Source organism: Novosphingobium sp. 11B, from assembly GCF_054589055.1.
On record NZ_BAAILP010000164.1, the window covers coordinates 5,727 to 10,295 of the forward strand.

At 65.9% G+C, this 4,569-nt stretch carries 6 protein-coding genes; all 6 read left to right on the forward strand.

Translation table 11 applies throughout. The features are described 5' to 3' along the window. The first annotated feature begins 131 nt into the window (after positions 1-131). Positions 132-449, forward strand: a complete 318-nt coding sequence (locus tag ACYPYD_RS15115) for a 2Fe-2S iron-sulfur cluster-binding protein (RefSeq protein ID WP_008831094.1) — start codon at positions 132-134, stop codon at positions 447-449. Between the two features lie 68 nt (positions 450-517). Beyond that, the gene (locus ACYPYD_RS15120; protein ID WP_459663984.1) at positions 518-1,543 is read left to right on the forward strand and encodes a cysteine synthase A; all 1,026 of its coding nucleotides are present in this window, start codon (positions 518-520) and stop codon (positions 1,541-1,543) included. A 39-nt stretch (positions 1,544-1,582) separates the two neighbouring features. Next, on the forward strand, positions 1,583-1,966 hold the full coding sequence (locus tag ACYPYD_RS15125) for a hypothetical protein (RefSeq protein WP_459663985.1): 384 nt from the start codon (positions 1,583-1,585) through the stop codon (positions 1,964-1,966). 25 nt (positions 1,967-1,991) lie between these two features. Next, positions 1,992-2,750, forward strand: coding sequence for a Gldg family protein (locus ACYPYD_RS15130; protein WP_459663987.1), 759 nt, complete (start codon positions 1,992-1,994; stop codon positions 2,748-2,750). A 354-nt stretch (positions 2,751-3,104) separates the two neighbouring features. Continuing rightward, positions 3,105-3,611, forward strand: a complete 507-nt coding sequence (locus tag ACYPYD_RS15135) for a division/cell wall cluster transcriptional repressor MraZ (protein WP_459663989.1) — start codon at positions 3,105-3,107, stop codon at positions 3,609-3,611. After that, a partial coding sequence (gene rsmH, locus ACYPYD_RS15140) for a 16S rRNA (cytosine(1402)-N(4))-methyltransferase RsmH (RefSeq protein ID WP_459663991.1) occupies positions 3,608-4,569 on the forward strand: 962 nt, incomplete at its 3' end. The genes ACYPYD_RS15135 and rsmH, both read left to right, overlap by 4 nt.

Sequence of the window (4,569 nt, forward strand, 5' to 3'; positions counted from 1 at the left end):
AGTTCGTCTGCCGTCAAACCCATGATTTTCGCCACCTTGCAAAACGGGGTTGCAGCCTTTAGCAGCCTGCGGCAAGTCCGCATACAAAGACAATTACGATACAGGGCGTATCACAAGGGGAATCGAGAGCCATGCCGCAGATCATCGTCGTCAATCATGCTGGTGAAGAGAAGTCCGTAGACGCTGCCGAGGGGCGCACCCTGATGGAAGTGATCCGCGACGACGGCTTCGACGAACTGCTGGCGCTGTGCGGCGGCTGCTGCTCGTGCGCGACCTGCCATGTCTTCATCGACCCCGCCTTCGCCGACAAGCTGCCCGCGATGAGCGAAGACGAGAACGACCTGCTCGACAGCTCTGACCACCGCAACGAGACCTCGCGCCTGTCGTGCCAGGTGCCGGTTACTGCGGACCTGGAGGGCCTGCGCGTCACGATCGCGCCGGAAGACTGAGGGTAAATATGCGGGGCGCAGGCGCAAAACATTTGCGCCTGCCGCTTCGGCTTCCTAACTGTCGCGCCATGACCGCGACTTTGGCCACTGCCCCGCAACCCCGTGCTTCCACGCTCGACCTGATCGGCAATACCCCGCTGGTGCTCCTCGAAGGGCCGAGTGAGGCCGCCGGCTGCGAGATCTGGGGCAAGTGCGAATTCGCCAACCCCGGCGCCTCGGTGAAAGACCGCGCGGCCCTCTGGATCGTGCGCGACGCCGAGGAGAAGGGCCTGCTCGAGCCGGGCGGCACGATCGTCGAGGGAACGGCAGGCAACACCGGCATCGGCCTTGCGCTCGTCGCCAACGCGCTGGGCTACAAGACCGTCATCGTCATGCCCGAGACGCAGTCGCGCGAGAAGATGGACACGCTGCGCGCGCTCGGCGCCGAACTTGTGCTGGTCCCCGCCGCGCCGTTCTCCAACCCCGGCCACTTCGTCCACACCTCGCGCCGTTTGGCCGAGGAGACCGAAGGCGCGATCTGGGCCAACCAATTCGACAACATCGCCAACCGCAAGGCTCACATCGAATCGACCGCGCCCGAAATCTGGGAGCAGATGGGCGGCCGGATCGACGGCTTCACGTGCGCGGCGGGCACCGGCGGTACCATCGCGGGCACCGGCATGGGCCTGAAGGCCTTCGACGAGAACATCGTCGTCGCCCTGACCGACCCGCACGGCGCGGCGCTCTACAACTACTACGCCAACGGCGAACTCAAGGCCGAGGGCAACTCCGTCGCCGAGGGCATCGGCCAAGGCCGCATCACCGCCAACCTCGAAGGCGCGCCGATCGACACCCAGTTCCGCATCTCGGACGAGGACGGCCTCGAATGGGTTCGCCGCCTGCTGAGCGAGGAAGGGCTGTGCTTGGGGCTGTCGTCCGGCATCAACGTGGCGGGCGCGGTGGCGCTCGGCCGCAAGCTGGTCGAGGAAGGTCGCGAGGACCCGCGCGTCGCGACGATCCTGTGCGATACGGGTTTCCGCTACCTCTCTTCACTGTACAACGCCGAGTGGCTGGAGGCGAAGAATCTCCCCGTCTTCCCTTGGCTCACGAGGTGATGTAAACCTGTCACACACGGCAGGAAATCGTCCGCCCATATGATCGAGTCGCATTCTATTCTGGAACCCTTGCAGACGGCGCAGCACTTCGCGCCGCCCTCCGCCCGCGAACTGAGATCGCAGGCCGTCTATCGGCTGCAGATCGGGCTTTTCGGCCTCTGCGCGATGCTGCTGATCGTCGGCCTCGCCAACGTGATTCGCGACCGGATCCGGCTCACCGATACGGTCGATCCGATCCAGCAGGTGGTCGCGGTCGATGCCAAGCCGACCAAGGCCGCCAGTGATCCGCTCGCGGACATCGGCGTGGTCCCGGCGGCCGATCCCAGCCCTACGCCGACGCCTGCCCAGAATTCGGGCGCCTCGACGTCCCCGACGCCGGGTATGGACATGACCGGCTCACCCTCGGCGCAGACCGCGCCCTGACTCGTCCTTTCGGGGTTTCGTGCTGATGTGGCGGCGTGCAGCATCCCTGTTCGCCGTGGCCCTGCTCACCGCATGCGGGCAGGGCGCAGTGCCCCGGCCGCAAGGCGAGGAGGTGATCGGCCTCTACTCCAGCCTGCCCATCGCGTGGAACGAGAGCGAGGACATCAAGGGTCTTCTTGCCGACGACGGCGCGCCGCACTGGGCGCTGGAGGTCCTGCGTGCGCAAGGCCGCGTGATTCCGCTCGATACGCTGGCCAATGCGCAAGGCGTGCTGCCGCTGCCCGAGAATGGCGTGCTGGTGCTTGCCCAGCCGCGTCCACTGACGGCGCAGGAGAACGTCGCACTCGACACATGGGTGCGTGGGGGCGGGCGGGTGCTGCTGTTCGTGGACCCGATGCTCACCGTGCATTCCCGGTTCGGCCCCGGTGATCCCCGGCGGCCGCAGGACATCGCAATGCTCTCCCCGATCCTTGCGCGCTGGGGACTCGAGCTGCAGTTCGACGACACGCAGGAGGCCGGAGAGCGGCTGGAAGGCGGCATTCCCGTCAATCTTGCGGGCCGGTTCCAACCTTTGGGGAAATCCGGGGGCGGCTCGGGGAAAGCCGGGGATGCGGTTGCCGAGTGCCGAATCGAGGCGCGGGGATTGCTCGCCGACTGCGTCTCGGGGAAGGGGCGCATTCTTGCGCTGGCAGATGCGGCCGTGCTCGAAAATCCTGATGAATCGGCAGATTTGGCCGCCAGGCAGGCGCTTCTGGCCGATTTTCTGCATCGTCTCGCCAAGTAGCAACCCGCCGGGAATATTGGGGACGAACTCCCTGAAACCGGGGATGGCGCGGGATCAGCGCGGGAAAGAAGGAATCTTTCTGATTCTCAACGATATTGTGCGATAGCCGGCGCTCCGGATTCATGAAACGTTCCGCCACGGTTCGCCGCAAGTCCCACATTTCGGCGCAAAAGTGCCAGTTCATCCCCATATTTCCCTTTAATCCCCGACATTCCCGATATAGAACCACTGTCAATCGGAAAGGCTGATTCCTGCCGTGCCCGTCTCGGGTCACGGAAACCGGCGCGCATGCGTCGCCGGGCGAGGGGGTCTTCATGTTCCGGGACGGCAACTTAGGGGCGATTTCGGACAGTCATGGCGGGGCAGCCATACATCTACAGCGGACCGGGCTTCTCGCTTCTGCGCGACAAGAACCGCTTCGTGCTGCCCAAGGAGCTTCGCTCTCCCGTACGGGATTCGAGCGGCAAGGACGTTCTGTGCCTTGCCAAGCACGCCGACTGGAAGTGCCTCGTCGGTTTCGGCCTCTCCCGCGTCGAGGATTTCGAAACCCAGCTCGATGCCGAGCAGGTGCGTGCAGACACCGCCGGCAAGCCCTTCAATCGCGATAGCCGCGCGATGCAGCTCTACAACTTCCAGCAGGTGCCCTTCGACGGCAGCGGCCGCTTCACCATGCCCGAGGCGCTCGCCGGTCTCGCCGCGGTGGGGGAGCAGCTGTTCTTCCAGGGCATCGGCCGCACCGGCATCCTGATCTGGAACCCCGAAGAACTCTACAAGCACGCCGACGACCCCGCGTTCGAGGCCGCCATCGCCACCTGCCGCTCGCTGCAGGAAGCCGAAATCGCAAAGGCCAAGAAGTCGTGAGTGCCCCCGGAATTCCCCATATCCCCGTGCTCCTTGAGGAGGTGGTCGCCGCCCTGAACCCCCGGGGCGGCGACCTCATCGTCGATGCGACGCTGGGTGCCGGTGGCTATACCCGCCGACTGCTCGACGAGGGCGCGACGGTGCATGCCTTCGACCGCGATCCCGATGCGATCGCCGCTGTGCAAAACAATCCGGGGAAATGGCCCGAACTCGCCAGCAATCCGCCGCGCCTCGTGTTGCACGCCCGCCGCTTCTCCGAAATGGTCGAAGGCCTTGGAGATGTGGGGGTCGACAAGGTTGACGGCGTGGTGATGGACATCGGCGTGTCCTCGATGCAGCTCGATCAGGCGGGGCGCGGGTTCGCGTTCGGTTCCGACGGCCCGCTCGACATGCGCATGAGCCAGGACGGCATGTCCGCCGCCGACTTCGTCAACGAAGCGGACGAGGCGCAGATCGCCGACGTGCTCTATCTCTACGGCGAGGAGCGCCAGTCGCGCCGTCTGGCCCGCGCCATCGTGGCCGCGCGGCCGCTGGAGACGACCGGCGACCTCGCCCGCGTGGTGCGCAAGGCGCTGGGCTACAATCCCGCCTACAAGGGCAGCAATGCGCCCAAGGATCCGGCGATCCGCACCTTCCAGGCGATCCGCATCCATGTGAACGGCGAACTGGACGAGCTGGACGCGGCGCTGGAGGCTTCCGAGACGCTGCTGCAGGGCGGCGGGCGGCTGGCGGTGGTGACGTTCCACAGCCTGGAAGACCGCAAGGTGAAGCGCTTCCTGCGCGATGCCAGCAGCGCCGGTCAGTCCACGTCGCGCCATCTGCCGCAGACGGCCACCGCGCCCGCACCTTTCGAGAAGGTGTCGAAGGGCGTGCGTCCCGGTGAGGCGGAACTGGAAGTGAACCCGCGTTCGCGCTCCGCCACGCTGCGCAGCGCGGTCCGTACAAGTACCCCCCCCAG